The 24883-nt window shown below is 68.1% G+C and carries 25 protein-coding genes and 1 tRNA gene; 13 read left to right on the top strand and 13 right to left on the bottom strand.

What is annotated here, in order from left to right:
- Positions 1-13: 13 nt before the first annotated feature.
- From VM780_RS10855 to VM780_RS10865, 3 genes are all read right to left on the bottom strand, one after another.
- A complete protein-coding gene (locus tag VM780_RS10855; RefSeq protein WP_325447289.1) occupies positions 14-778 on the bottom strand; it encodes a TerC family protein in 765 nt (254 codons plus the stop codon).
- 127 nt (positions 779-905) lie between these two features.
- A complete protein-coding gene (gene ndk / locus VM780_RS10860) occupies positions 906-1328 on the bottom strand; it encodes a nucleoside-diphosphate kinase (RefSeq protein ID WP_325447290.1) in 423 nt (140 codons plus the stop codon).
- Between the two features lie 80 nt (positions 1329-1408).
- Positions 1409-2347: a hydrogen peroxide-inducible genes activator gene (locus tag VM780_RS10865; RefSeq protein ID WP_325447291.1), complete on the bottom strand. Its 939-nt coding sequence runs from the start codon at positions 2345-2347 to the stop codon at positions 1409-1411.
- Between the two features lie 147 nt (positions 2348-2494).
- On the opposite strand from VM780_RS10865, the gene katA reads away from it, so the two are divergent.
- The 4 genes from katA to VM780_RS10885 all read left to right on the top strand — a co-directional run bounded on the left by katA (position 2495) and on the right by VM780_RS10885 (position 6429).
- Positions 2495-3991, top strand: coding sequence for a catalase KatA (gene katA, locus VM780_RS10870; protein ID WP_325447292.1), 1497 nt, complete (start codon positions 2495-2497; stop codon positions 3989-3991).
- Between the two features lie 130 nt (positions 3992-4121).
- Positions 4122-4664, top strand: a complete 543-nt coding sequence (locus tag VM780_RS10875; protein WP_325447293.1) for a DinB family protein — start codon at positions 4122-4124, stop codon at positions 4662-4664.
- Positions 4665-4751: 87 nt separating this feature from the next.
- Positions 4752-4826 (top strand) — tRNA-Asn (locus VM780_RS10880).
- Between the two features lie 115 nt (positions 4827-4941).
- Complete coding sequence (locus tag VM780_RS10885; RefSeq protein WP_325447294.1) at positions 4942-6429, top strand: deoxyribodipyrimidine photo-lyase; 1488 nt, start codon at positions 4942-4944, stop codon at positions 6427-6429.
- A gap of 22 nt (positions 6430-6451) precedes the next feature.
- Here the strand turns inward: VM780_RS10885 and VM780_RS10890 are convergent, their stop codons facing one another.
- The gene (locus VM780_RS10890) at positions 6452-7117 is read right to left on the bottom strand and encodes a ChrR family anti-sigma-E factor (protein WP_325447295.1); all 666 of its coding nucleotides are present in this window, start codon (positions 7115-7117) and stop codon (positions 6452-6454) included.
- Positions 7118-7329: 212 nt separating this feature from the next.
- Here VM780_RS10890 and VM780_RS10895 point away from each other — a divergent pair, with 212 nt between their 5' ends.
- The 3 genes from VM780_RS10895 to VM780_RS10905 all read left to right on the top strand — a co-directional run bounded on the left by VM780_RS10895 (position 7330) and on the right by VM780_RS10905 (position 10116).
- Positions 7330-8367, top strand: a complete 1038-nt coding sequence (locus VM780_RS10895) for a cysteine synthase A (RefSeq protein WP_325447296.1) — start codon at positions 7330-7332, stop codon at positions 8365-8367.
- Positions 8364-9215, top strand: a complete 852-nt coding sequence (sseA, locus tag VM780_RS10900; RefSeq protein ID WP_325447297.1) for a 3-mercaptopyruvate sulfurtransferase — start codon at positions 8364-8366, stop codon at positions 9213-9215. The genes VM780_RS10895 and sseA overlap by 4 nt, the downstream gene beginning before the upstream one ends.
- A gap of 133 nt (positions 9216-9348) precedes the next feature.
- Entirely contained in the window at positions 9349-10116 is a 768-nt protein-coding gene (locus VM780_RS10905) for an aspartyl/asparaginyl beta-hydroxylase domain-containing protein (protein WP_325447298.1), read from the top strand.
- Positions 10117-10137: 21 nt separating this feature from the next.
- Here VM780_RS10905 and VM780_RS10910 read toward each other — a convergent pair whose 3' ends face one another.
- The 7 genes from VM780_RS10910 to VM780_RS10940 form a co-directional block, all read right to left on the bottom strand.
- Complete coding sequence (locus VM780_RS10910; protein WP_325447299.1) at positions 10138-10629, bottom strand: MgtC/SapB family protein; 492 nt, start codon at positions 10627-10629, stop codon at positions 10138-10140.
- 16 nt (positions 10630-10645) lie between these two features.
- Complete coding sequence (gene gatB / locus VM780_RS10915; protein ID WP_325447300.1) at positions 10646-12124, bottom strand: Asp-tRNA(Asn)/Glu-tRNA(Gln) amidotransferase subunit GatB; 1479 nt, start codon at positions 12122-12124, stop codon at positions 10646-10648.
- A gap of 79 nt (positions 12125-12203) precedes the next feature.
- A complete protein-coding gene (locus VM780_RS10920) occupies positions 12204-13316 on the bottom strand; it encodes a sensor histidine kinase (protein WP_325447301.1) in 1113 nt (370 codons plus the stop codon).
- Between the two features lie 69 nt (positions 13317-13385).
- Complete coding sequence (locus VM780_RS10925; protein ID WP_325447302.1) at positions 13386-13694, bottom strand: chorismate mutase; 309 nt, start codon at positions 13692-13694, stop codon at positions 13386-13388.
- Positions 13691-15166 (bottom strand): Asp-tRNA(Asn)/Glu-tRNA(Gln) amidotransferase subunit GatA, encoded by a 1476-nt coding sequence (gene gatA, locus VM780_RS10930; RefSeq protein WP_325447303.1) that lies wholly within the window; start codon positions 15164-15166, stop codon positions 13691-13693. Before gatA ends, VM780_RS10925 begins: the two co-directional genes overlap by 4 nt.
- A 49-nt stretch (positions 15167-15215) precedes the next feature.
- Positions 15216-15503: an Asp-tRNA(Asn)/Glu-tRNA(Gln) amidotransferase subunit GatC gene (gene gatC, locus VM780_RS10935; RefSeq protein ID WP_325447304.1), complete on the bottom strand. Its 288-nt coding sequence runs from the start codon at positions 15501-15503 to the stop codon at positions 15216-15218.
- Between the two features lie 81 nt (positions 15504-15584).
- On the bottom strand, positions 15585-16295 hold the full coding sequence (locus VM780_RS10940) for a metal-dependent hydrolase (protein ID WP_325447305.1): 711 nt from the start codon (positions 16293-16295) through the stop codon (positions 15585-15587).
- A 107-nt stretch (positions 16296-16402) separates the two neighbouring features.
- Between VM780_RS10940 and ruvX the strand changes: the two genes are divergently transcribed.
- Entirely contained in the window at positions 16403-16918 is a 516-nt protein-coding gene (gene ruvX / locus VM780_RS10945; protein WP_325447588.1) for a Holliday junction resolvase RuvX, read from the top strand.
- Between the two features lie 21 nt (positions 16919-16939).
- On the opposite strand, the gene VM780_RS10950 is transcribed toward ruvX, so the two are convergent.
- Positions 16940-17497, bottom strand: coding sequence for a hypothetical protein (locus tag VM780_RS10950; protein WP_325447306.1), 558 nt, complete (start codon positions 17495-17497; stop codon positions 16940-16942).
- 184 nt (positions 17498-17681) lie between these two features.
- Here VM780_RS10950 and VM780_RS10955 point away from each other — a divergent pair, with 184 nt between their 5' ends.
- The 4 genes from VM780_RS10955 to dprA all read left to right on the top strand — a co-directional run bounded on the left by VM780_RS10955 (position 17682) and on the right by dprA (position 21745).
- Positions 17682-18635 (top strand): aspartate carbamoyltransferase catalytic subunit, encoded by a 954-nt coding sequence (locus VM780_RS10955; RefSeq protein ID WP_325447307.1) that lies wholly within the window; start codon positions 17682-17684, stop codon positions 18633-18635.
- Entirely contained in the window at positions 18628-19932 is a 1305-nt protein-coding gene (locus tag VM780_RS10960) for a dihydroorotase (RefSeq protein WP_325447308.1), read from the top strand. The genes VM780_RS10955 and VM780_RS10960 overlap by 8 nt, the downstream gene beginning before the upstream one ends.
- 69 nt (positions 19933-20001) lie before the next feature.
- Positions 20002-20610: a glycerol-3-phosphate 1-O-acyltransferase PlsY gene (gene plsY, locus VM780_RS10965; protein WP_325447309.1), complete on the top strand. Its 609-nt coding sequence runs from the start codon at positions 20002-20004 to the stop codon at positions 20608-20610.
- 7 nt (positions 20611-20617) lie between these two features.
- Positions 20618-21745 (top strand): DNA-processing protein DprA, encoded by a 1128-nt coding sequence (dprA, locus tag VM780_RS10970; protein WP_325447310.1) that lies wholly within the window; start codon positions 20618-20620, stop codon positions 21743-21745.
- Here the strand turns inward: dprA and VM780_RS10975 are convergent.
- A complete protein-coding gene (locus VM780_RS10975) occupies positions 21719-21877 on the bottom strand; it encodes a hypothetical protein (RefSeq protein WP_325447311.1) in 159 nt (52 codons plus the stop codon). The two genes, dprA and VM780_RS10975, sit on opposite strands and share 27 nt — an antisense overlap.
- A gap of 267 nt (positions 21878-22144) precedes the next feature.
- Between VM780_RS10975 and topA the strand changes: the two genes are divergently transcribed.
- Positions 22145-24769: a type I DNA topoisomerase gene (topA, locus tag VM780_RS10980; protein ID WP_325447312.1), complete on the top strand. Its 2625-nt coding sequence runs from the start codon at positions 22145-22147 to the stop codon at positions 24767-24769.
- Positions 24770-24883: the final 114 nt, after the last annotated feature.

The raw sequence follows: 24883 nt of genomic DNA on the forward strand, positions 1-24883 counted from the left end.
GGCGACGTCGCGCTCAGGCGCTTTCGATCGTCGCTTCCGCCGAGCGGTGACGGCGGCGCTTGATCAGGTAGGACACGGCGAGGACGAACGCAGCGCCGATCACCGCGGCCGCGTAGTGCAGCGGCTTCGCGGTCGTCATCACCCCGGGCGTTTCGGGATCGGGGATGACGAACGACGGGTCGTAGGCCTTGAGCCACGCCAACGCCTTGACGTCCCCGACGATCATCTCGCCGGCGATCCAGCCGAGCAGCGCCGCGCCGAACCAGACGAGGATCGGGAAGCGCGTCAGCAGGGTCGTCAGAAGCGACGAGCCGGCGACGATCAGCGGGATCGTCAGCAGCAGGCCGAAGATGAAGAGTTCGGGGTGTCCCCGCGCCGCGGCCGCGATCGCCACGACATTGTCGAGGCTCATCACCGCGTCGGCGATGGCGATGGTGCGCACCGCCCCCCAGAGGCTCGCCGCCGCCTGCACGTCCTCATGCGCCTCATGCTCGTCGGTGGCGAGCTTCACCGCGATCCAGAAGAGCAGGATGCCGCCGCCGATCTTGAGGAACGGGACCGTCAGCAGGAAGGTCACGCCGAAGGCGAACAGGATGCGCAGGCCGACCGCCGCGCCCGCGCCGAGCAGGATGCCCTTCCGCCGCTGATGAGCCGGCAGCTTGCGGCAAGCGAGCGCGATGACGACCGCGTTGTCGCCCGACAGCAGCAGGTCGATCCAGATGATCTGGAGCAGCGCGATCCAGAAGGTCGGCTGGTCGAAGGCGAAGGTGAATTCCATTCCGTCTTCTCCCGCCGATGCGTAGGAGCCTCAGAGCGCCGCAACGCCCAGGCTGCGGCGTCCTGACGCGCCTCGCCCCAAATGGGGCGGGGCTGGCTTCAAGAAAGAGGCGAGGCCCTAGGGACCGTCAGCCGACGATCTCTTCGTCCCGGAAGAAGTAGGCGATCTCCTGCTGGGCGGTCTCCGGAGCGTCGGAGCCATGGACCGTGTTGGCCTCGATCGACTCGGCGAGCTCCTTGCGGATCGTGCCCGGCGCGGCGTTGGCCGGATTGGTGGCGCCCATCACTTCACGATATTTTGCGATCGCGTTCTCGCCCTCGAGCACCTGCACGACCACGGGACCCGAGGTCATGAACGTGACGAGCTCGCCGAAGAACGGCCGGTCCTTGTGGACGGCGTAAAATCCCTCGGCCTGTTCCTTGGTGAGGTGGAGCCGCTTCTGCGCGATCACCCGCAGGCCGGCGGCCTCGATCAGGGTCAACACCTTGCCGGTGATGTTCCGGCGAGTCGCATCGGGCTTGATGATGGAGAAGGTGCGCTCGATAGCCATGGATCGCCTGTTCTCTGGATGAGCCGCAGCGGCCTTGTTCAAGGCGCGCGTGACGCGGAAGGATTTTGGAAGCGCCGGGCTTATAGCGCGCCAGCCACGGCCGCGGAAGATTTTTCCGCCGCCGGGGCTTCGCCGCACGCCGTTCTGATCGTCTCGGCCAGCGCAAGGAGGCCCGCTTTGATCGGCGACGTGGTCCGGTAGGCAAGCGCCAGAACACGCTTCGGCTCGGGCTCGCCGAACCGCAGCAGGCGGACCCGCGGATCCTCGCGGGCTTCGGCGTCGACGAACATCTGCGGCAGCAGCGTGACGCCCTGCCCGTTCGCCACCAGCTGCATGAGCGTCGAAAGGCTCGTGGCGCCGAAGCTGCGCAAGCGTCGAGGATCGATCGAGCGGCAGACCGTCAGGGCCTGCTCGCGGAAGCAGTGCCCATCCTCGAGCAGCAAAAGCTCGGCGTCATCGAGCAGATCGACGCTCGCCAGAGGCCGCCGGGCGAGCGGGCTGGTCGCCGGAACGGCCAGCAGGAAGGCGTCGTCGAACAGCGGCTGGATCTCGACCTCGCTCGCATCGACCGGAAGACTGATGAGGATCGCGTCGAGCGATCCTGCGAGCAGTTCGCGCATCAGCGGCTCGGTCTGGGTCTCGCGTAGTGCGAGCTGCGCCTGCGGATGGCGATCACGGATCGCGGGCAGCAACCGGGGAAGCAGATAGGGCGCGACAGAAGGTATGACGCCGAGGCTCACCGCGCCGTACAGCTCCTCTCCGCCGCCTCGCGCGCGCCGCTCCAGGTCCGCCACCGCGGCGAGGATCGCGACAGCCCGGCTGGCGACTTCCTCGCCGGTCTTGGTGAGTTTCACGCCGTCCCGGCCGCGCTCGATCAGCGCCCGCCCGAGCTCCGCCTCGAGCTCCCGAATCTGCATCGAAAGCGCCGGCTGCGTGACCGAGCACGCCGCCGCCGCGCGGCCGAAGTGCCGGCAACGCGCGAGCTGATCGAAATAGCGCAGCTGCCGGAGCGAGATCATCGGCGATAAGATAGGCTTATCTTAGAAGTGGAACAACTGATTTGCCCTTATGGCGCCGCCCGGCGACAGTCGCCTGCGGACGCCGCCCCGCCTGCGCATCCCTGAAGCGTCTGGAACGAGGAGCGGCGCCGACCAAGGAGGCTTCCGATGACCCATCGCCTGACCACGACGGCCGGCGCGCCGGTTCCAGACAACCAGAACTCCTGGACCGCCGGTCCCCGGGGACCGCTGCTGATCCAGGACTACCAGCTCGTCGAGAAGCTCGCCCACCAGAACCGCGAGCGCATTCCGGAGCGCGTCGTGCACGCCAAGGGTTGGGGCGCCTATGGCGTCCTGAAGATCACCGGCGACATCTCGAAATACACCAAGGCGAAGGCCCTCCAGCCGGGCGCGGAGACGCCGATGCTGGCGCGCTTCTCGACCGTCGCGGGCGAGCTCGGCGCGGCCGACGCGGAGCGCGACGTCCGCGGCTTCGCGCTGAAGTTCTACACCGAGGAAGGCAACTGGGACCTCGTCGGCAACAACACGCCGGTGTTCTTCGTCCGTGATCCGTACAAGTTCCCGGACTTCATCCACACCCAGAAGCGCCACCCGAAGACCAACATGCGCTCGCCGACCGCGATGTGGGACTTCTGGTCGCTTTCGCCGGAGAGTCTGCACCAGGTCACCATCCTGATGTCGGATCGCGGGCTGCCGGTCTCGCCGATGCACATGAACGGCTACGGCTCACACACCTATTCGTTCTGGAATGACGAGGGCGAGCGCTACTACGTCAAGTTCCACTTCAAGACCCAGCAGGGCCACAGGCACTACACCAACGAGGAGGCCGACCAGGTCATCGCCAAGACCCGCGAGAGCTACCAGGAGGCTCTTTTCGGCGGGATCGAAAAAGGCGAGTTCCCGCGCTGGACGATGCAGGTCCAGATCATGACGGAGGAACAGGCCGAGCAGACGTCCTACAATCCCTTCGACCTGACCAAGGTCTGGCCGCATGGCGAGTTCCCGCCGATCGAGGTCGGCGTGCTCGAGCTCAACCGGAACGCGGAAAACTACTTCGCGGAGATCGAGCAGGCGGCGTTCTCGCCGTCCAACATCGTGCCGGGCATCGGCTTCTCGCCCGACAAGATGCTGCAGGCGCGGGTGTTCTCCTACGCCGACGCGCACCGCTACCGGCTCGGCACGCATTACGAGTCGATCCCGGTGAACATGCCGCGCTGCCCGGTGCATCACTACCACAAGGACGGGCAGATGAACGTCTATGGCGGCATCCGCACCGGCAATCCGGACGCCTATTACGAGCCGAACTCGGTGAACGGCCCGGCCGAGGACAAATTCGCCAAGGAGCCGCCGCTGAGGCTTTCGGGCGACGCCGACCGCTTCAACCACCGCGACGGCAATGACGACTACAGCCAGGTCACTGCGCTCTTTAACCTGTTCGACGACGGTCAGAAGAGCCGGCTGTTCGCCAACATCGCGGCGGCGATGAGCGGGGTCCCGGAGGAGATCGCCGAGCGGCAGCTCGCGCATTTCGAGCGCGTCCATCCCGACTATGCGGCGGGCGTCCGTCGCGCGCGGGCGGAGCATGCCGGCCGTGAACCGGCGATTTCGGTGACGCCCGAGACGCCGCAGCAGGCGGCGGAGTGACGGTTTTCGGGTGATTGAAGCGGTGCGGCGGCCCATGAGGCCGCCGCATTTGTTTTGGCGACGCGCTCCCGTGCGTTTTCGACGCCACCCGAGGGGCCTACTCTGCCGGCCGAAGGAAGTGAGGCCGGCGATGTCGACAGAGCACTGGGTCAGGTTCGCGCATTACAACGCATGGGCGAACGAGCGCCTCTATGCAGCGGTCGCCGCCCTTCCGCCGGACGCGTTCCACGCCGACGCAGGCGCCTTCTTCGGCAGCCTCTGCGGAACCCTCAATCATCTGCTGGCGGCGGATCGGATCTGGATGCGGCGGTTCACGGCCGAGGGCGACGCGCCCGACCGTCTGGACGCGATCCTGTTCGATGATCTGCCCCGTCTCACGGAAGCGCGCGTCGCAGAGGATCACAGGATCATCCGGTTCGCGAAGAGCCTCGCCGCAGCCGAACTGCTCGTCACCATCCGGTATCTGCGCGTCAGCAGCCCTGATGTGATCGAGCAGCCGCTCGGGGCCGCGCTCGCGCACTTCTTCAATCATCAGACCCATCATCGCGGGCAGGCCCACGCGCTGGTGACGCGCTTCGGCGGCCGCGCCTCCGGCCCCGTTCTGGACCTGCTCGCCTTCGAGCGGGAACAAGCGGCCAGGCTCGGCTTGAGACTGGCGGAACGACCATCCTAGCGGGATAGCGCCGAAGCGGGCTTGGCGCCGCGCCGCGGCGTCTGCTATAGGGCGCGCCGTGCCGCTTGCGCGCCACCACGCGCAGATTCCTCGGTAGCTCAGCGGTAGAGCCCTCGACTGTTAATCGAGTTGTCGCAGGTTCGAATCCTGCCCGAGGAGCCAGTTTCGACAGGGGGTCGACCGCAAGGTCGGCCCCCTGTTTCGTTCCGCGTCAGCGCCTGATCCGTCGCGCCTCCGATCGCGTAAGGCGCTCCATCCGCCCTGTTCCGGAAGCCGCATGACCTCGCCCGGCAGCCGCTCGCCCTGCGCCCTGATCTGGTTTCGAGAGGATCTCCGCCTCGCCGACAATCCCGCGCTCACGGCCGCGGTGGCGAGCGGCGTTCCGGTCACCGCGCTTTTTGTGCTGGACGAGACGACGGACGGCTTCCGCCCGTTAGGCGGCGCCTCGCGCTGGTGGCTCGCCCAATCGCTGAAGGCGCACGGGCGCGAATGCGCCAAGACCGGCCTGCCGTTCGCCGTCCGAAAAGGGCCCGAGCGCGCCGTCATCGAGCGCGCCGTCCGCGAATGCGGGGCCACTCGGGTTCTGTGGTCGCGACGCTATGGCGAGCCCGAAGCGACCATCGACGCCGATCTCCAGCGGGCTCTGGAGGAAAGCGGCGTCGCCGTCGAGACCTTGGGCGGCCGCCTGCTGCACGAGCCCGATGCGGTGCGATCGGGATCTGGCGCCCCGTTCAAGGTCTATACCGCGTTCTGGCGGGCGGCGCGGGCCGGCGGCCCGCCCCGCGCCCCGCTGCCGGCGCCCTCGCGCGCAGACGTCGTCGCCGGTCCGCAGTTAGCCGGCGACGAACTCGGCGACCTTGGGCTGGAGCCACGGGGCGGACCGGACTGGGCGCGCGGCCTGCGCGCATCCTGGACGCCCGGCGAAGCCGGGGCCCGCGCGGCGCTCGACGCCTTTCTGGACGGTGGGCTGCGCGGATATGCGGCGGCGCGCGACCGTCCGGACCTATCCGGCACATCCCGCCTCTCGCCGCATCTGCGCTTCGGCGAGATCAGCCCGGTTCAGCTCTGGCACGCCAGCGAAGCCGCGATGGCCGAGGGCTCCGCGCAGGCTCGCGACGTCGAGAAGTTCCGCGGCGAGCTCGGCTGGCGCGAATTCGCCTATCACCTGCTGGCCGCCTTCCCCGACATGGCGCGCCGCAACGCGGCGGCCCGCTTCGACGATTTCCCTTGGCGCCAGCCCGAGGCCGCTGAACTGAAGGCGTGGCGGCGCGGCCTCACCGGCTATCCGATCGTCGACGCCGGCATGCGCCAGCTTTGGCGCACGGGCTGGATGCACAACCGCGTGCGGATGATCACGGCGTCGTTCCTGATCAAGGACCTTCTCGTCGACTGGCGGATCGGCGAGGCATGGTTCTGGGACACGCTGGTTGACGCGGATCCGGCGAACAACGCCGTGAGCTGGCAGTGGGTCGCAGGCTCGGGGGCCGACGCGGCTCCTTACTTCCGCGTCTTCAACCCCGTCCTGCAGGGCCGGAAGTTCGATCCCTCGGGCGATTACGTCCGGACGTTCCTGCCAGAGCTCGGCGAGATCCCGACCAAGTGGATTCACGCGCCCTGGGAGGCCCCGGCCGAGGCGCTCAGCGCCGCAGGCGTGGAGCTCGGCCGCCACTACCCGAGGCCGATCGTCGACCACGCCGCCGCCCGCAAGCGGGCGCTCGCAGCGCTGGCGCAGGTATCCGGTCGAGTAAGCGCCCCGGACGATTGACGTCGCGGGAGGGAGGCCCCGCTCACCGCCCCAGCAGGCGCTGCGCAAGGCGGCCGATCATGGACGTCAGCCGGATCGGCCCGTCCATCACGACGAAGCAGATGCAGCCTTCGGCGGGATCCGCGACCGGACGGTGCCTCAGCGAGGGGTCCGCCACCGCGACGTCGCCGCGGCGATACCGCCCGGTCTCGTCCGAAAAGGCGCCGCGCAGCACGAGCGTCGCCTCTACGCCGTGATGATCGTGCTGCGGCAGTTCGCATCCGGGCTTCGCGCGCAGCAGCGAGGCCGAGACGCGACCGTCCGAATAGAGTCGATGCTCGCCCAGGCCCGGGCCGGCGAAACGCCAGGGCAGATCCGACAAAGGTCGCTGCAGCAGACGCTCCAGAGGCTGCGGCACGTCCGGGTCGACCTTGGGCGGCCGGGGACGCCCATACCATCCGCCGGTGTAGATCGCGGCCAGCACATGGTCCCGGGCCGCCCGCGACGGCGGCGGCGCGGGCGCGGCCTCCATCTCGGCGGCCGCGGCCTCCTCGAGCGCACGGACGACGGCCCGGTTCTCGTCAGAGAGGATCAGATGGCACTCGATCAGCGCATGCAGATGGGGCTCGAGCGAACCCGTCGCATAGCCTGCGAGCAACGCGTCGATCGGTCGGGGAGAAGCTGGCTGAGGCTCGGTCCGCTTGGTCACCAAACGCTTCCGTGACCGCCTTTTCCAGCGGTTGTCTCTTATGCGCCCATGCTGCGGCTACGCTCGATGGGTGGTGGCGGATCACCGCTCCGCCGAACGCGAATCCGAGAATAGAGCAAGCCGTCGGGCCATACCCACCTTTTCACGACGCGCCCCTGCGCATAACGTGCGCGCCCCGCCCTTCCCGATCAAACAGCCAAGCGAACCTTGTGATGCGCATCCGCAACGGGCTTGTCGACGCCATCGGGAACACGCCGCTTATCCGGCTGGTCGGCCCCTCGGAGGCGACCGGCTGCACGATCCTCGGCAAAGCCGAGTTCATGAATCCAGGCCAATCCGTCAAAGACCGCGCCGCGCTCTGGATCATCCAGGACGCCGTCGCCAGGGGCGAGCTTCAGCCCGGCGGCGTGATCGTCGAAGGCACCGCCGGCAACACCGGCATCGGCCTCGCGCTGGTGGCGAACGCGCTCGGCTACCGCACGGTGATCGTCATCCCCGACACCCAGTCGGACGAGAAGAAGCAGATGCTCCGGCTCGCCGGCGCCGAGCTCGTGGAAGTTCCGGCCGTGCCCTACAGGGACCCGAACAACTACGTGAAGCTCTCTGGCCGACTTGCTGCGGAGCTTGCGAAAACCGAGCCTGCAGGGGTGATCTGGGCGAACCAGTTCGACAATGTCGCGAACCGACAAGCGCATATCGACGCGACCGGTCCCGAGATCTGGGACGATCTCGAGGGAAAGGTCGACGGCTTCGTTTCGGCGGTCGGGACCGGCGGCACGCTCGCCGGGACCGGAATGGCGCTCAAGGAACGCGACCCGAACGTCAAGATCGCTCTGGCCGACCCGCCGGGAGCGGCGCTCTACAGCTACTACACCAGCGGCGAACTGAAGGCCGAAGGCTCCTCGATCACCGAAGGGATCGGACAGGGACGCATCACCGCGAACCTGGAGGGCGCGCCGGTCGACTTTGCCTACCAGATCCCGGACGCCGAGTCGGTGCAGATCGTTTTCGACCTGCTGGAGCATGAAGGCCTCTGCCTCGGCGGCTCGTCGGGCGTCAACGTCGCGGGCGCGATCCGGCTCGCGCGCGAACTCGGCCCCGGCCACACCATCGTGACGATCCTCTGCGACTACGGCACGCGCTATCAGTCAAAACTGTTCAATCCGGAGTTCCTGCGGTCGAAGGACCTGCCGGTCCCGGCGTGGCTGGAGCGCCCCGGAACGGTGGACCTCGCGAAGGTCACGCAATGAACCCGAACCTCGTTTCGACGGACTGGCTCGCGGAGCGCCTCGGCGACCCGGAGATCGTGCCGGTGGACGGCTCCTGGTATCTGCCGGACGCGGGGCGCGACGGCGCCGCCGAATTCCGGGAAAGGCACATACCGGGCGCGACGTTCTTCGACATCAACGCCGTTGCGGATGTCTCCTCGGACCTGCCCCACATGCTGCCGTCGCCAGAGGTCTTCTCGGAGGCGGTCGGAGCGCTCGGAATCGGCTCCGGTTCCACCGTCGTCGCTTATGACGGCGCGGGGCTGTTCGCGGCCGCCCGCGTCTGGTGGACGTTCCGTGTCATGGGAGCCGCAAAGGTCTACGTGCTCGACGGCGGCTTCCCCAAATGGCTGGCGGAGGGGCGGCCAGTCGAGGCCGGCGCCTCGCGCCGGCAGCCCCAGCGGTTCGAGGCGCGGTTTGATCAAACCGCGGTGAAGAGCGCCGATGAAGTCGCGGAAGCGATCGCGGCGAAATCCGCTCAGGTTTTGGACGCGAGGTCCGCCGCGCGCTTTCGCGGCGAGGCCCCGGAGCCTCGGCCAGGCCTCGCCTCCGGTCACATTCCGGGCTCTCTCAACCTGCCCGTCCAGGAGGTGATTGGAGCCGATGGACGGCTGCGCGGCGAGGACGAGCTCCGCGCCTCCTTTAGAGCCGCAGGGGTGGACCTTGGGCAGCCGGTCGTGACGACCTGCGGCTCCGGCGTCACCGCCGCGATACTCGCGCTCGCGCTCGAAGGCGTCGGCGCCCGCGCGGCCGGCCTCTACGACGGCTCCTGGTCGGAATGGGGGGCAGGCGGGCGTCCGGTCGCGACGGGGCCGGCGAAGATCAGCTGAACCGGCGCCAGCGGAGGCCCTGCATTGCAACGGCGGGACGTGACCTGATGAGTGCGCTGCAATAGACTGCCGCCGGCAATATAGATCCCTCGCCGCTGCCAAAGCGCGAGGGTGACGTCAGCAGAGCACGCGCATGGTCGAAGTCGCCACCGAACTGAAGAAGCCGTCGAAGCCGAAGCGGGGATGGCTCTATCGCACGGGCAAAAAGCTGCGCCCCTGGCTCGACGAGCAGCTCGCGAAATCCTCGCTGGTCGGAAATCCCCCGGTGTTTCCGGACGGGACCTTTCCGTGGACGGCCGAGCTCGAGCGGAACTGGGAAACGATCCGCCGCGAGGCGTTCTCCGTGCTGCAGACAGAGGATATCCCGATCCTCGCCGACATCTCGCCCGATCATGGCCGGCTCGGCGGCGACCGTAAGTGGAAGTCGTTCTTCCTTTTCGGCTACGGCTACCGCGTCGAAACGAATTGCGAGAAATGCCCGGAGACGGCGAAGCTCGTCAGCAAGGTTCCGGGGCTGAACAGCGCCTTCTTCTCGATTCTGACGCCCGGCGCGCGCATCCCGCGACACCGGGGCGTGACCAAGAACCTCATCACCTGCCATCTGGGTTTGCTCGTCCCGAAGGACTGGCAAAGCTGCCGAATGGCCGTGCATGACGACATGGTCTATTGGCGCGAAGGCAAGACGGCGGTCTTTGACGACACCTATTTCCACGAGGTGTGGAATGAGACGGACGAGACCCGGGTGATCCTGCTGGTCCAGTTCGAGCGCCCCATGCGCCAGCCTGGCCGCGGCATCGGCCGGTTTTTCATGTGGGCCGTGCGCCGCAGCCCCTTCGTGCAGGAGGCGCGCAAGAACTTTCTCGCCTGGCAGGGCGCTCAGAACCGCATCGACGGGCACTGAGCCGCCAGAGGCTTGGCGGCGTCAGCCGTCGTCTTCGGTGGATTGCGCCCCGAACCTGCGGCCGAAATGGTGCGGCACCAGCAGCACCAGCAGCGATAGGCCGAGCCCCATGATGATCAGGGGCCATTTGGCGAGCGCGCAGGCGATGCCGAGCGCGGCCGTCAGCCAGACGGTCGCGGCGGTCGTCAGGCCGCGCACCCGGTGGTCGCTCGTGTCTTTCAGGATGACGCCGGCGCCGATAAAGCCAACGCCCGTGAGAATTCCCTGAAGCACGCCCTGAACGACGCGGCTCAAGGCGTCGGGCTCGTTGCGCAGGCCTGGATCTTCGAGCGCCGCGAGGGACACGAGGCAGGCTCCGAGCGAGACCAGCCCGAGCGTCCGCATGCCGGTCGGCTTGCCCTTCAGGTCGCGATTGAAGCCGAGCATGAGCCCGCACGCGACCGCGGCGAGCAGACGAACTGCGTGTTCCCACACAAATCCGTCGAAGATCGTCGCGACGCTTTCCAGGGCCATGGCTCTGCGGATTGGCTCAGATGCCGAGCTTCGACTTCAGGATGGCGTTGACGGCCTGCGGGTTCGCCTTGCCGCCCGACGCCTTCATCACCTGTCCGACGAACCAGCCGATCAGGGTCGGCTTCGCCCTCGCCTGCTCGACCTTCTCGGGGTTTGCGGCGATCACCTCGTCGACGACCTTCTCGATCGCTCCCGTGTCGGTCACCTGCTTCAGCCCGCGGCTGTCCACCAGCTCCCGCGGGTCCCCGCCTTCCGTCCAGAGGATCTCGAACAGGTCCTTGGCGATCTTGCCGGAGATCACGTCTTCCGAAACGAGATCCACCAGGCCGCCAAGCTGCCGCGCGGACACTGGGCTGTCGGCGATTGAGCGGCCTTCCTTGTTCAGCCGCCCGAACAGTTCGTTGATCACCCAGTTGGCGGCGAGCTTTGCGTCGCGCCCCTCAGCCACTTCCTCGAAAAAGTCCGCGGAGTCGCGCTCGAGCGTCAGCACCATCGCGTCGTAGGGGGTGACGCCATAGTCGCTGACGAACCGGGCCTTCTTGGCGTCCGGCAGCTCCGGAAGGCTTGCCGCAAGCGCGTCGACCTCGGCCTGCTCGACGACGAGCGGCAGCAGGTCGGGATCCGGGAAATAGCGGTAGTCGTGCGCCTCCTCCTTGGAGCGCATGGCGCGCGTCTCGCCGCGGACGGGGTCAAACAGGCGGGTTTCCTGATCGATCGCTCCGCCATCCTCCAGAACGCCGATCTGGCGGCGCGCCTCGGTCTCGATCGCCTGGCCAATGAAGCGGATCGAGTTGACGTTCTTGATCTCGCAGCGCGTGCCGAACGGCTCCCCGGGCCTCCTCACGGACACGTTCACATCCGCACGAAGATTGCCCTTCTCCATGTCGCCGTCGCAGGTCCCGATATAGCGCAGGATCGTGCGCAGCTTGGTCACATAGGCTTTGGCCTCTTCCGATGAGCGCATGTCTGGCTTCGACACGATCTCCATCAGGGCGACGCCCGAGCGGTTCAGATCGACGTAGGAGGAGCTCGGGTCCTGGTCGTGGATCGACTTGCCGGCGTCCTGCTCGAGATGGATGCGCTCGATGCCGACCATCACGGTCTCGCCGCCCGGCAGGTCGACCGCGACCTCTCCCTCGCCCACGATCGGGCTCTTGTACTGCGAGATCTGATAACCCTGCGGCAGGTCCGGGTAGAAATAGTTCTTCCGGTCGAAGGTCGACTGCAGGTTGATGCGGGCCTTCACGCCGAGGCCGGTCCGGATCGCCTGCCGCACGCATTCGTGGTTCAGCACAGGCAACATGCCGGGCATCGCGGCGTCGACCAGGCTGACATGGCTGTTGGGCGGCGCGCCGAAAGCCGTCGACGAGCCGGAGAAAAGCTTGGCTTCCGAGGTCACCTGAGCGTGGATCTCGAGCCCGATGACCAGCTCCCAGTCGCCGGTCGCTCCGGAAATCAGTTTCGAGGAGGCGGGCGTGCGGGACGGCGCGTTCATCGTCAGATCGAACCTTGGCGAGGGATGTCGTCGCCACTCCTACCGCCAAGGCGCAGGGAAGCACAACGCCCGGCTGCCTTCAGGCCTTGGAGTTCCGCGCCGGCGGCGCAAGCCATAGGCGGATCGTGGTGGCGAGGCCGCCTGCGTCGGACGATCCGACCTCGACCTTCGCCCGGGTGTTGGCCTCAAGAGAACTCACCATCAGCGCGCCGAGCTTGCCGGGCTGCGGCCAGATCTCTCCCTCCGGGAGGCCGACGCCGTCATCCGTGACCGAGACGACGCACTCGTTCTCGCCCTCCTTCAGGCAGCGCACCGTCACGACGCCCTCCCCGCGGCCCTCGAAGGCGTATTTCATGGCGTTCGTCAGCAGTTCATTGACCAGCAGCCCGATCGGCATGGCGACGTCGAGGGTCGTCCAGCAGGGCTCGATATGGAGCTCGAGCCTGACGCCTTCCGTTCCCTGGGAGCGGATCACCGATCCGGCGATCTCGCTCAGCAGCGACCCCAAGTCGACGGCTCCCGCGGCGTCGTCGAAGGACAGCTGCCGGTAGAGCAGACCGAGCGCCTCGATCCGCCCGGCGAGCCGCTCGAACGGCCCAGTGCCGATCTGGGATCCGGCCCTGCGGGCCTCCATACGGATCAGCGCCGTGACGATCTGGAGGTTGTTCTTCACGCGATGCTGAATCTCGCGCAGCAGCACGTCCTTGTCGCGAAGCTGCGCCTCGAACGCCTCCCGCTGCGGTGCGTCCCGCTCCGTCACGTCGATCAAGGCGACGAGCCGGAAGCGCGGCTGGTCGTCCTCACCGGTGACGAGGGCGGCCTGGAACTCGATGTGGCGGAGCGGCGCAGCGTCCGGCGGCGTGGCGAGGAAAGAGCAACTCGGCGGCTCGTCCGCCACCACCGCAGCGCTGAAGGAGAGATTTCCGTCGCATGTGAGCCGATCGTCGAGCTGAGACCAGCCCGCGTTCTCGATGTCCGAGAGGCTCACGCCGAGGATCAGCTCGGCCTCGTGGTTTGCGTAGACGATCTGCTCCTCGTCCGCCTTCCGGATCTCGGTGACGAGGATCGCGACCGGCACATGGTCGAGGAACTGCTTGAATCGGTCGGACGCGAGAGCGTCGGCGAGATCGGGCGACGCCGCGAGCTCGTCGAGCTTCTCGGCAATCTCCTCGGGCTGGGAGTTCGAATTCATGCTTGGTGCAACGCCGATTGGCGCCATCGGCCGAGCCGAGGGAGCGGGTCCGTCCAGAGCTCGAAGCCCTTACCGCGACGCGGTCTGCTCCATCAGCCTTCGTTCATGGGAGATGAACTCGGCCATCATCGCACGCCACAGCCTTTCGACAAGATCGGGATCGACGTCGTGACGTTGCGCGAGCTCGCGGACATGCGCCGCGACCTCCTCCACCCGCCAGGGAACCAGCGCGATTTCAGGATCTGCCTTGAGGCGCGCGGCTTCCGCGATGCAGTGGGCGCGGGCCGCGATCAGCGGCATGAGCGCCTCGTCGATGGCGTCGATGGCCGCGCGCACCTCGGACATCGAGGCGTAGGTCGGACGCTCCCGCGCGCTCACCACCAGCGCTCAGCGGAGAATCGGCCCGCGGCGTCCTCGATCACCGCGCCTGTGGCGAACAGGGTCTCCTCGTCGAACGGCCGGCCGATGAGCTGAAGCGCCAGCGGAAGGCCCTCGGCGGACAGCCCGGCCGGCACCGAAACCCCCGGAAGGCCGGCCATGTTCACCGTCACGGTGAAGACGTCGTTCAGGTACATCTCGACAGGCGAGGCGTTCGACATCTCGCCAATTCCGAACGCCGCCGACGGGGTGGCCGGCGTCAGGATGGCGTCGACGCCATCCGCGAAGACGGTCTCGAAATCGCGCTTGATCAGGGTGCGGACCTTCTGAGCCCGGACGTAATAGGCGTCATAATAGCCGGCGGAGAGCACATAGGCGCCGATCATGACGCGGCGCCGGACCTCGGCGCCAAAACCCTGCGCGCGGGTGTTCTCGTACATTTCCGTGACGTCGCGGCCCGGAACGCGCATGCCGTAGCGCACGCCGTCATAGCGGGCGAGGTTCGATGACGCCTCCGCCGGGGCCACGATGTAGTAGGCCGGCAGGGCATATTTCGTGTGCGGAAGCGAGATCTCGACGATCTCGGCGCCGGCGGCCTTCAGCTGCTCCGCGCCCTTGCTCCAGAGCGCCTCGATCTCGGCCGGCATGCCGTCGACCCGATACTCCCGCGGAATGCCGATGCGCAGTCCCTTCACGGAGCGGCCGACCGCCGCCTCATAATCCGGGACCTCACGGTCGACCGACGTCGAATCGCGCCGGTCGAAGCCCGCCATCGCGCCCAGCATGATCGCTGCGTCGCGCACGTCGCGCGCGATCGGACCAGCCTGATCGAGCGACGAGGCGAAGGCCACGATTCCCCAGCGCGAACACCGTCCATAAGTCGGCTTCACGCCAACTGTCCCGGTGAAGGCGGCCGGCTGCCGGATCGATCCGCCGGTGTCGGTCGCGGTCGCCCCGAGACAGATCCGGGCCGCGACCGCCGCGGCGGAGCCTCCGGACGAGCCGCCCGCGACCAGCGGCGCCTCCGACCCCCTGCGGCGCCACGGATTGACCGGCGTTCCGAAGCAGGAGGTCTCGTTCGAAGAGCCCATGGCGAACTCGTCATTGTTGAGCTTGCCGAGCATGACCGCACCAGCGCGGCGCATGCGCTCCGTGACATGCGATTCATACGGCGGGACGAACCCGTCGAGGATGCGCGAGCAGGCAGTCGTCCGCACGCCCTCCGTACAGAACAGATCCTTGACGCCGAGGGGCAGGCCCTCGAGTGCGCCCGCTTCCCCCCTCGCCAGCCGCTGGTCGGATTCCTCCGCCCGCGCCAGGGCGATCTCGGGCGTCTCCAGCACGTAGGCGTTGAGCGCCCGAGCCTGCTCCAGCGCCGCCAGATAGGCCTGCGTCAGCTCGACCGCGGAAAAATCCTTGCGGGCGAGCGCGGCGCGCGCCTCGGCGAACGTCAGATCAAGCAGGTCTGTCATGAACGGCTTCGAATGTCGGAGGACGAGGGGCTTCGGCGACGGCGCGCGATCATTCGACGACCTTCGGGACGACGTAGAAGTCGCCCTCGCGCGCAGGCGCGTTGCAGAGCACCTTCTCGGCGTCCTCGCCATCGTCGACAACGTCCTCCCGGAGCCGCAGCGCGGTCGGGATGACGCTCGTCATCGGCTCCACGCCGTCGACGTCAAGCCCGGACAGTTCCTCGACGAAGGATAGGATGGCGTCGAGCTCACCGCGCAGCTTCGCGACCTCCGCATCGGAGACCGCGATACGGGCGAGCTTCGCCACGCGGCGCACGGTGGGTTCGTCGACGGACATCAGCGGCTTTCGGAGCGTTTTGGCGACGGCCGGGCTTTATCATAGGGCCGCAGCGGCCCGCAACGCCGAGCGCCTGCCGCCTCAGGACTCCGTTTCGAACGCTTCGCCGATCGGCGGCGCCTTCACGATCGTTCCGCGCACGCTGTCCATAAGCTCGATGAACCGGTCGGCCGACTGCTCCAGCGGCGGAAAGGTCGCATAGTGGCAAGGGACGACCAGATCGAAGTCGAAGAAATGCCGGCACGCATAGGCCGCCGTCTTCGGCCCCATCGTGAAGCGGTCGCCGATCGGCACGAAGCCGACGGTCGGCGCATAGAGCTCGTTGATCAGCTTCATGTCCCCGAAGATGCCGGTGTCGCCCATGGCGTAGACGACCGGCTCGTCCTCGCCCTGGGGCGAGACGATGAGTCCGTGCGGATCGCCGAGATAGTGCGAGACCCCGTTCTCGAGCTTGCCCGACGAATGCAGCGCCTGGGTCATCGTGACCCGGAACCCGCCGAGCTCGATCGAGCCGCCGGTGTTCATCGGCTCGAGCTTCTCGACGCCCTGCGCGCCGATCCACTGGGCGAGGTCGAAGTCCGCCACGACGGTCGCGCCGGTGCGCTTCGCGATTTCGACGGTTTCGCCGACATGATCGAAATGGCCGTGGGTGAGCAGGATGTGCGTCGTGCCCTTGGCGGCTGCCGTCCTGTCGCCATGGAACGTTCCGTTCTCCAGGAACGGGTCGATCAGGACGGTGCTCGAGCCGAATTCGAGCTTGAAGGCGGAATGGCCGTACCAGGTGATGCGCATAAGGTGCGTCGTCCTCGTCCCGGTGAGAGTCGCCGCAGACAACTAATCGGTTCGCACCGGAGGGCAAGCGCGCCGCGGGCGGCGCCATGCTGTGCTACAAGGCGCCGATGGCGGCGATACACGACGATATACAGCGCTTCGGAGCCGATCTCCCGGCGATCGGACAGGTGATCGGACTCGATCTGGGCACCAAGACGATCGGCGTCGCGGTCTCGGACCCGGCGCGCATGATCGCGTCTCCGCTGGAGACCATAGCTCGCAAGAAGTTCACGCTCGACGCCGAAAGGCTGTTCGCCATCATGGCGAGCCGCCGCTGCGTCGGCCTTGTGCTGGGCCTGCCGATGAACATGGACGGCACGGAAGGACCGCGGGCGCAGGCGACGCGGGCCTTCGCCCGGAACCTCTCACAGCGCGTCGAGGTTCCGATAGGGCTTTGGGACGAGCGGCTTTCGACGGCCGCGGTGGAGCGGCTGCTGATTTCTTTTGACGCCAGTCGCAAACGTCGCGCCGAGACGGTCGACAAGCTCGCGGCAGCTTACATCCTGCAGGGCGCGCTCGATCGTCTGGCTGCGCTGAGACGCAACTCCCGGGATTCTCAGGCAGGAGAGCGGGCCGAGCCGTGAAGCTCGGCCCGCCTTCAGTAATCAGCAGGGCCGATAGCGGATCACCCGGATCGGACGACCACGGCGGTCATGCGTGCGGGTGATGATCTGGCACTCGGCGCCGTAATAGGCGCGCCGATACCCGTAGCCGTATGGCCGGCCATAATAGTAGTCATCGCCGTAATAGTACGGGCTTGCGAGCGCGGCTCCCGCGGCGAGACCGAGGATGCCCGCGGCCGCGTAGCCGCCGTAGTACCGATGACGGTGGCCGTAATAGCCATAGTGACGGCCGCCATAGTAGCCGCGTCCGCCCCATCCGCCGCCGCCCCAATGGCGCCCGCCGCCACCCCAATGGCCGCCGCCACCCCAGTGGCCGCCGCCGCCCCAATGGCCGCCGCCGTGCCCGCCCCAATGACCGCCGCCGTGCCCGCCCCAGTGACCGCCGCCGCCGTGCGCGCCCCGGAAGCCCACAGTCTGGATGTCGCTATACTTGACGCCGGCGATGGTCCCATCAGCCGAAGCGGCTTGCGCCGGAACCGCGGCAGCCGCCATGCCGATCGCCGAGACGCCGGCGATGATCGCATTCCGAATCGATTTCATTGCACGTTCTCCCTGCGAACGCCGGCAGGTTCTGAAGAGCCGGACGTCGCCGAACTGGAGGTCGACCGCCTGCGCTGCCGGCCTGAGAGCCCCCTCGTAGAAAAGATGGTGCTATCGCGAACGTGGACAAGATCGTCTGCAAGCTTGCTCGCTGTGTCGTGGTGGGGCTAAGAGACCGGCCTTGATGCGCCCCGAGCCGAGCCCGCCGTTCGCCTTCCCCCACCGGCACCTGCTTGGCGTGGCGGGGCTGTCTCCGAACGAGATCGAAGGCCTGCTCGTCGCCGCAGAGGACGCGGTCGGTCTGAGCCGCCAGATCGAGAAGAAGCGCACCACGTTGCGCGGCCGCACCCAGATCAATCTGTTCTTCGAGAGCTCGACGCGCACCCAGTCGTCGTTCGAAATCGCCGGGAAGCGTTTGGGCGCCGACGTGATGAACATGTCGGTCGCGTCTTCCTCGATCAAGAAGGGCGAGACGGTGCTGGACACGGCCGCGACGCTGAACGCGATGCGGCCGGACATCATCGTCGTGCGTCACCACGCGGCGGGCGCGGTGGCGCTCCTCGCCCAGAAGGTCGACTGCTCGGTCGTCAACGCCGGCGACGGCGCTCACGAGCACCCGACGCAGGCGCTTCTCGACGCGCTCACGATCAAGCGCGCCAAGGGCCGCATCGAGGGGCTAACGGTGGCGATCTGCGGCGACGTGCTGCACAGCCGCGTCGCCCGCTCGAACATCCTCCTGCTGAACGCGCTGGGCGCCCGGGTGCGGGTGGTCGCGCCCTCCACGCTGCTGCCTGCGGGCGTCGAGCGGCTCGGCGTGACGGCCTTCCGAACCATGCGCGAAGGGCTGGAAGGCGCCGACGTCGTCATGATGCTGCGGCTGCAGCTCGAGCGGATGAACGGCTCTTTCGTTCCTTCCGTGAAGGAATACTTCCACCACTTCGGGCTCGACGCCGCGAAGCTCGCCTATGCAGCGCCGGACGCCGTGGTGATGCATCCCGGCCCGATGAACCGCGGCGTCGAGATCGCCTCTGAAGTCGCCGACGGCCCGCGCTCGCTGATCCGCGATCAGGTCGAGATGGGGGTCGCGGTGCGGATGGCGGTGCTCGAGGCTCTGGCGCGGCATCTTCCCGATGCGTGACCCCTCCGCGCCAGAGGCGCCCCCGACGCTGTTCATCAACGCTCGGCTGGTCTGTCCGTCAGACGGGCGCGACGAAATCGGCGGCCTGCTCGTCGAGCATGGCGTCATCGCGGCCATCGGGCAGGATCTCCGCGCCCCCGCCGGCGCCGAAGTCGTGGACTGCCGTGGAGCGACTCTCGCGCCGGGGCTGATCGATCTCGGCGCGTTCGTCGGCGAGCCCGGCGCCGAGCACCGCGAGACCATCGCGACTGCAAGCGAGGCCGCCGCGGCCGGCGGCGTGACGACGATCGTGACGCGCGCCGACACGACTCCGCCCGTCGATGCGCCCGAAATCGTCGACTACCTCAAGCGGCGCGCGCGCGACACGGCGAGCGTCAACGTCTACCCGATGGCGGCCCTCACCAAAGGTCTCGCCGGCGCGGAGATGACCGAGATCGGGCTCCTCCTGGAGGCCGGGGCGGTCGCTTTCGCGGACGGGCCGCGCACCATCGCGAGCGCCCGGGTGATGCGCCGCGCGATGACCTACGCCAGGGATTTTGGGGCGCTGGTGTGCTGCCACGCCGAGGATCCGGAGCTCATCGCCGGCGGCGCGATGAACGAAGGCGAGTTCGCAACCCGGCTCGGCCTGCGCGGTCGTCCCGCCGCCGCAGAGACTCTGATCATCGAGCGGGACGTGCGGCTCGCCGCGCTCACCGGCTGCCGGTATCACGCGAGCCTCGTGACCTGCGCGGCGAGCCTGGAGGTCATTGCGCGCGCCAAGGCGTCGGGCGCGGCGGTCACATGCGGCGCGTCGATCGCCCATCTCTCCCTGAACGAGAACGACGTCGGCGAATATCGAACCTTCTTCAAGGTGGCCCCGCCCTTGCGCAGCGAGGACGACCGGCGCGCGCTGGTCCAGGGCCTTGCGGACGGCGTGATCGACGTCGTCGTGTCGGCGCACGATCCGCAGGATGTCGAGACCAAGCGACGGCCTTTCGCTGAGGCCGAAGACGGCGCGATCGGGCTGGAGACCATGCTCGCCGCCGGACTGCGGCTGGTGCAGGCCGGCGACGTCACGCTTCACCGCCTGCTCGCGGCGATGTCCACCCGACCGGCGGAACTGCTCGGTCTGCCGGGCGGCGCGCTGCGGATCGGCGCGCCCGCCGATCTGATCGTCGTCGATCTCGACGCGCCGTGGGTTCTCGATCCCTCGGCGCTCAGATCGAAGTCGAAGAACACGCCGTTCGACGGCGCACGGCTGCAGGGCCGGACTCTGCGCACCGTCGTTGCCGGCCGGACCGTCTACGCCTACGTTTGAAAATCCCGCGGCCGACCGGCTGCGCAATGACTCGACTCGTGGCCAACCCGAGCGTTCCGATCCCGGACAATGTCACTCGCCCTCCTCGCCTCCATCGCCCTCGGCTATCTGCTCGGATCGATCCCGTTCGGGGTGATCGTCACGCGCCTCGGCGGCGGCGGCGATATTCGGGCCATCGGGTCCGGCAACATCGGCACCACGAACGTCCTGCGGACGGGCCGCAAGGAACTGGCGGCGTTGACGCTGCTCGGGGACATGCTCAAGGCGACCGCCGCAGTGCTCATCGCGACATGGTTGTGGGACGGCCATGCCGCTGTCCTCGCGGGTGCCGCAGCCTTTGTCGGACACGTCTTTCCCGTCTGGCTCCGTTTCAAGGGCGGCAAGGGCGTCGCGACCTATGTGGGAGCGCTGCTCGGGATCGCATGGCCGGTCGCGCTCGCCTTCGCGGCGGTCTGGATCGCCGTCGCCCTCGTCACCCGCTATTCCTCCGCCTCGGCCCTGGTCGCCAGCCTGGTGGCGCCGGCGTTGCTGGCCATCTGGCAGCCGGCCGAGACAGCGATCGTGTTCGCGGCCCTGACGGCGCTGCTGTGGGTCCTCCACCGCGACAATATCGGCCGCCTCCTGGCGGGGGAGGAAAGCCGCATAGGCCAGCACTCAGCCGCGCCCGGCGGCGGGTAAGCGGGCGATGCCGGCCCGGCTGAGCGACGACCAGCGGATCGCTTGGCTCCGCCTGATCCGTTCCGAAAACGTCGGCCCGCAGACCTTCCGCAGTCTCGTCAATCACTTCGGCGGGGCTGCGGCCGCCATTGAGGCGCTCCCTGACCTCGCGCGCCGCGGCGGACGGGCGATCCGCGTATGCAGCCTGGCCGAGGCCGAGGATGAGATGGTCGAGGCTCGGCGGCGGGGCGCGCGTTTCGTCGCCCTCGGAGAGATCGACTATCCGGCCGCCCTCGCCGCCGCCGACGGCGCCCCGCCGCTCATCGCCGTGGCCGGCGCCGCAGGCGTCTTCCAGCGGCCGATGGTGGCGATCGTCGGCGCGCGAAATGCGTCTTCCGCCGGCCGCTCCTTCGCGGCGCGGCTCGCCGCGGAGCTCGGCGGCGCGGGCTGGGTCATCGTCTCAGGGCTCGCCCGCGGCGTCGACGCCGCGGCGCATTCGGCTTCGCTGTCCTCAGGCACGGTGGCGGCCTTTGCCGGCGGCCTCGACTGCGTCTATCCGCCCGAACACGCAGATCTCGCAGGCCGCATCGTCGGCGAGGGAGCGCTGGTCAGCGAGATGCCGATGGGCTGGCAACCGCGCGGACGCGACTTTCCCCGGCGAAACAGACTGATCGCCGGGATGTCGCTCGGCGTGATCGTCGTCGAGGCGGCGCTCCGGTCCGGCTCGTTGATCACCGCGCGGCTCGCCGGCGAGATGGGACGTGAGGTCATGGCGGCCCCGGGATCGCCGCTCGATCCGCGCTGCGAAGGCTCGAACGGATTGCTGCGCGACGGGGCGACCTTCATCACGCGCTCCGACGACGTGATCGAGGCGCTGGCCCCGCTGGTGGATCGCGGGCCTCCGCCTCCCCGCCCGATTTCCTTGGCGCAGGCCGAGGCCGCGGGCTTCGAGGCCGGCGAACCGGCCGGCGACGAGCGGGCGCGGATTCTGGAGCTTCTGGGTCCCTCCCCCGCCTCGGTGGACGAGCTTGTCCGGCAGGCCGGCGCTGACGCCCGCACCGTCCAGATCGTGCTGCTCGAGCTTGAACTGGCGGGACGGCTGGAGCGTCAGGCGGACGGCAGGGTCAGGCTAGCGGCCGGCGGCCTCTGGGCCTGACGAGTCGGCGGAGTTCTCGCGGGCGCGGATCTCCGCCTCGGCCTCGAGCCGCGCCATGTCGAGAAGGTAGGCGAGGGTCGTCAGCCCGCTTCGACGGGCCAGCTCGCGAAGGTCGCCGGAAAGCGACGCCACATAAGCCGCGGTTTCCTCGGCCTTGGGAGAATTGGGCGGCGGAGCGCGAAGCCGCGTCCGCTGGTCCAATGGAGACAACCGCTCGCCTCCCTCATTAGTTGCATTCGGAAACTTTATAAACCAGTAGGCGTGTGAACGCTACGTCTCCTTGCCGTTTTGCGCCCTCTTGAGGAGGTCATCGCCGAGGACCGATTTGACACCTTCCAAGCGCTCTCCCATTTTCCGGCCGCCGCCGTGGGCAACCGGCCGGCCAGGGGCTTCCGCTTTATGCACAACGTCGTCATCGTCGAATCGCCCGCAAAGGCGAAGACGATCAACAAATATCTCGGCTCGGACTACGAGGTCCTCGCCTCCTACGGCCACGTACGTGACCTTCCGGCCAAGGACGGGTCGGTGGACCCGGACGCGGACTTCCGCATGCTGTGGGAGGTCGACGGCAAATCGGCTCAGCGGCTGAACGAGATCGCACGCGCCGTGAAGGGCGCGGACAAGCTGATCCTGGCGACCGACCCGGACCGCGAGGGCGAGGCGATCTCGTGGCATGTGCTGGAGGTGCTGCGCGCCAAGAAGGCGCTGAAGGACCAGCCGGTCGAGCGCGTGGTGTTCAATGCGATCACCAAGCAGGCCATTCTCGACGCCATGAAACATCCGCGCGAGATCGACTCCGCGCTGGTCGACGCCTATCTGGCGCGCCGCGCCCTCGACTATCTCGTCGGCTTCAACCTATCGCCGGTCCTGTGGCGCAAGCTCCCGGGGGCGCGCTCCGCGGGCCGGGTGCAGTCGGTGGCGCTTAGGCTGGTCTGCGACCGCGAGGTCGAGATCGAGCGCTTCAAGCCGAGAGAATATTGGTCGCTGGCGGCGCAGCTTGCGACGCCGCGCGGCGAGACCTTCGAGGCGCGGATCTCCTCGGCCGACGGCAAGCGCCTTGGCCGCCTCGACGTTGCGGATGAGGCGACGGCGACGGCGCTGAAGCAGGCGATCGAGGCGTCGGAGCTCGCGGTCGCCAATGTCGAGGCGAAGCCCGGGCGGCGCAATCCGCAGCCGCCCTTCACCACCTCGACTCTCCAGCAGGAGGCGTCGCGCAAGCTCGGTTTCGCGCCGAACCGCACGATGCAGCTCGCGCAGCGGCTCTATGAGGGCGTCGACATCGGCGGCGAGACCGTCGGTCTGATCACCTATATGCGGACCGACGGCGTCGATATGGCGCCCGAAGCGGTCACGGCCGTCCGTTCGCTGATCGGCTCCGAATATGGCGACCGCTATGTGCCGTCCTCGGCGCGTCGCTACACGACGAAGGCGAAGAACGCGCAGGAGGCCCACGAGGCTGTGCGCCCCACCGACCCGCGGCGCTCGCCGAAAGAGATGGCGCGCCGGCTCGATGACGACCAGGCGAAGCTCTACGAACTGATCTGGAAGCGGACGGTCGCCAGTCAGATGGAGTCCGCCGAGGTCGAGCGCACCACGGTCGACATCTCGGCGACCGGATCGGACCGGCAGATCGAGCTTCGCGCCACCGGCACGGTCATCACCTTCGACGGCTTTCTCGCGCTCTACCAGGAAGGTCGGGACGACGAGGAGGACGACGAAGCCCGCCGCCTGCCGCAGATGAGCGCCGGCGAGCGGCTGTCCCGCGTCGCGCCGGTCGCCGCCGCGCAGCACTTCACGGAGCCGCCGCCGCGTTACACCGAGGCCGCTCTCGTCAAGCGCATGGAGGAGCTCGGCATCGGCCGCCCCTCGACTTATGCGGCCACGCTCACCGTGCTGCGCGACCGCGGCTATGTGCAGCTCGACAAGAAGCGGCTCGTGCCGGACGACAAAGGCCGGCTCGTCACCGCGTTCCTCGAGAGCTTCTTCAACCGCTACGTCGAGTATGACTTCACGGCCGGTCTCGAGGAGCAGCTCGACCGGGTCTCGAATGACGAGATCGACTGGAAAGAGGTTCTTCGGGACTTCTGGCGCGAGTTCACCGGCGCGATCGACGCCACCAAGGAACTTCGCGTCACCGAGGTGCTGAACGCGCTGAACGACGTCCTGGGCCCCTACATCTTCCCCGCCCGCGCCGACGGTTCCGATCCGCGGGTCTGCCCGACCTGCGGAACAGGCCAGCTCTCGCTGAAGCTCGGCAAGTTCGGCTCGTTCGTCGGCTGTTCGAACTATCCGGAGTGCCGGTACACGCGCCCGCTCGGCGCTGAACTCGACGGCGCGGACGGCGCCGCGGCCGGCGCAGAGGGCGTCAAGACGCTTGGCTCCGATCCCGCCACCGGCCAGGAGGTGACGCTGCGCAATGGTCGCTTCGGTCCCTACGTCCAGCTCGGCGAGCCAGTCGAGAAGGAGAAGCCGAAGCGCGCCTCGCTGCCCAAGGGTTGGTCGGCCGCGGAGATCGATCTCGAGAGCGCGCTCAAGCTGCTGTCGCTGCCCCGGCTGGTGGGAGCGCATCCTGAGACCGGCAAGCCGATCGAGGCCAATCTTGGCCGCTACGGACCGTATGTCAGCCATGACGGCGTCTACGCCAATCTCGACGGCGTGGATGAGGTCTTTTCCGTCGGCATCAACCGGGCCGTCGCAGCGCTCGCTGAAAAGAAGGACAAGCGCGGCGGCCGCGGCGCGGTGGCGGGCCGCGCGCTCGGCGAGCACCCCGGCGGAGGCCCGCTCACGGTCCACGCCGGGCGCTACGGCCCCTACGTCAAATACGGCAAGGTGAACGCCACCCTGCCTCAGGGCGTGGACCCGGAAGCGCTGACGCTCGACGAAGCCGTAAAACTGGTCGACGCGAAGGCCGAGAAGAGCGGTGGAGGCCGCAAGCCGGCTCGAAAGCCTGCCGCCAAGAAGGCGGCGGCGAAGAAGCCCGCCACGAAGCCTGCGGCGCGCGCGAAGAAAGCAGCCTCGGGCTGACCGTCCCGCCAGAGGGCTCTTGCGGGACGGGGGCTCCGCGCAACTTACTGAACGTCACGGCCCGGCAGGGCCAATCCTTGGGCTCGCGCAACGACCCGCGTCTCTGAAAGGCAG

The sequence above is a fragment of the Hansschlegelia sp. genome (assembly GCF_035538955.1).
Taxonomy (GTDB): Bacteria; Pseudomonadota; Alphaproteobacteria; order Rhizobiales; family Methylopilaceae; genus Methylopila.

What these genes read in the sequence shown, in the direction of transcription:
- VM780_RS10855 (WP_325447289.1), bottom strand. Translation starts at nt 778, where the DNA reads ATGGAATTCACCTTCGCCTTCGACCAGCCGACCTTCTGGATCGCGCTG.
- ndk (WP_325447290.1), bottom strand. Translation starts at nt 1,328, where the DNA reads ATGGCTATCGAGCGCACCTTCTCCATCATCAAGCCCGATGCGACTCGC.
- VM780_RS10865 (WP_325447291.1), bottom strand. Translation starts at nt 2,347, where the DNA reads ATGATCTCGCTCCGGCAGCTGCGCTATTTCGATCAGCTCGCGCGTTGC.
- katA (WP_325447292.1), top strand. Translation starts at nt 2,495, where the DNA reads ATGACCCATCGCCTGACCACGACGGCCGGCGCGCCGGTTCCAGACAAC.
- VM780_RS10875 (WP_325447293.1), top strand. Translation starts at nt 4,122, where the DNA reads ATGTCGACAGAGCACTGGGTCAGGTTCGCGCATTACAACGCATGGGCG.
- VM780_RS10885 (WP_325447294.1), top strand. Translation starts at nt 4,942, where the DNA reads ATGACCTCGCCCGGCAGCCGCTCGCCCTGCGCCCTGATCTGGTTTCGA.
- VM780_RS10895 (WP_325447296.1), top strand. Translation starts at nt 7,330, where the DNA reads ATGCGCATCCGCAACGGGCTTGTCGACGCCATCGGGAACACGCCGCTT.
- sseA (WP_325447297.1), top strand. Translation starts at nt 8,364, where the DNA reads ATGAACCCGAACCTCGTTTCGACGGACTGGCTCGCGGAGCGCCTCGGC.
- VM780_RS10905 (WP_325447298.1), top strand. Translation starts at nt 9,349, where the DNA reads ATGGTCGAAGTCGCCACCGAACTGAAGAAGCCGTCGAAGCCGAAGCGG.
- VM780_RS10910 (WP_325447299.1), bottom strand. Translation starts at nt 10,629, where the DNA reads ATGGCCCTGGAAAGCGTCGCGACGATCTTCGACGGATTTGTGTGGGAA.
- gatB (WP_325447300.1), bottom strand. Translation starts at nt 12,124, where the DNA reads ATGAACGCGCCGTCCCGCACGCCCGCCTCCTCGAAACTGATTTCCGGA.
- VM780_RS10920 (WP_325447301.1), bottom strand. Translation starts at nt 13,316, where the DNA reads ATGAATTCGAACTCCCAGCCCGAGGAGATTGCCGAGAAGCTCGACGAG.
- gatA (WP_325447303.1), bottom strand. Translation starts at nt 15,166, where the DNA reads ATGACAGACCTGCTTGATCTGACGTTCGCCGAGGCGCGCGCCGCGCTC.
- gatC (WP_325447304.1), bottom strand. Translation starts at nt 15,503, where the DNA reads ATGTCCGTCGACGAACCCACCGTGCGCCGCGTGGCGAAGCTCGCCCGT.
- VM780_RS10940 (WP_325447305.1), bottom strand. Translation starts at nt 16,295, where the DNA reads ATGCGCATCACCTGGTACGGCCATTCCGCCTTCAAGCTCGAATTCGGC.
- ruvX (WP_325447588.1), top strand. Translation starts at nt 16,403, where the DNA reads ATGGCGGCGATACACGACGATATACAGCGCTTCGGAGCCGATCTCCCG.
- VM780_RS10950 (WP_325447306.1), bottom strand. Translation starts at nt 17,497, where the DNA reads ATGAAATCGATTCGGAATGCGATCATCGCCGGCGTCTCGGCGATCGGC.
- VM780_RS10955 (WP_325447307.1), top strand. Translation starts at nt 17,682, where the DNA reads ATGCGCCCCGAGCCGAGCCCGCCGTTCGCCTTCCCCCACCGGCACCTG.
- VM780_RS10960 (WP_325447308.1), top strand. Translation starts at nt 18,628, where the DNA reads ATGCGTGACCCCTCCGCGCCAGAGGCGCCCCCGACGCTGTTCATCAAC.
- plsY (WP_325447309.1), top strand. Translation starts at nt 20,002, where the DNA reads ATGTCACTCGCCCTCCTCGCCTCCATCGCCCTCGGCTATCTGCTCGGA.
- dprA (WP_325447310.1), top strand. Translation starts at nt 20,618, where the DNA reads ATGCCGGCCCGGCTGAGCGACGACCAGCGGATCGCTTGGCTCCGCCTG.
- topA (WP_325447312.1), top strand. Translation starts at nt 22,145, where the DNA reads ATGCACAACGTCGTCATCGTCGAATCGCCCGCAAAGGCGAAGACGATC.